This is a genomic window from Corallococcus praedator (assembly GCF_003612125.1).
Lineage (GTDB): Bacteria > Myxococcota > Myxococcia > Myxococcales > Myxococcaceae > Corallococcus > Corallococcus praedator.
The window spans coordinates 1-486 of record NZ_RAWI01000885.1 but is presented as its reverse complement, the minus strand read 5'-3'; the positions used below and the strand labels follow the sequence as shown (position 1 = coordinate 486).

The window sequence follows — 486 nt, the reverse complement described above, 5'->3', positions numbered from 1 at the left end:
GTCCGAAATTTCAGGCGTCGGCCACTTCCTCACCAGCGGAGAGTAGTGTTACGACTGGTTCAGTTGCGAGCGCAGTCGGTGAGTGCGTTGCCGTATTCAGGGTCAGTGACCCATCGCGACCGAGGGCACTTTGCCGGGCCTGCTCCAATGAGAAAGCGGGCAGCAAATTCAAATACGAAAACTGCTTGGCTTTGTCAGCGGATTTTCCCCGCTTGATGACCAGCACAAACGGAACTAAGCAAAGGCTACCCAATAACCCTTTCCAGGTATCGACTACCCCCGTAATTTGGGGAATAGATGACTGCCCACCATGGGTGCTGATCTGCCAGTAGCCCACCATTGGAAAGTCCCGGATCATAAACCGAAGATACAGCGTGGGCTGCCAGTTGATTAACTTTGCTTTATCGGGTGGAAGCCCCTGCCGTAAAAACTCCTCTGTACGCTGGGCGATATCGGGCACGTCACCCAGATGAACGAGTTTAGTAA

The 486-nt window shown here is 53.3% G+C and carries 1 protein-coding gene; it reads right to left on the bottom strand.

Annotation, left to right across the window (positions count from 1 at the left end; genetic code table 11):
* Positions 1 to 10 precede the first annotated feature (10 nt).
* On the bottom strand, positions 11 to 486 hold a 476-nt coding region (locus tag D7Y13_RS45440), incomplete at its 5' end, for a recombination directionality factor (RefSeq protein WP_208734588.1).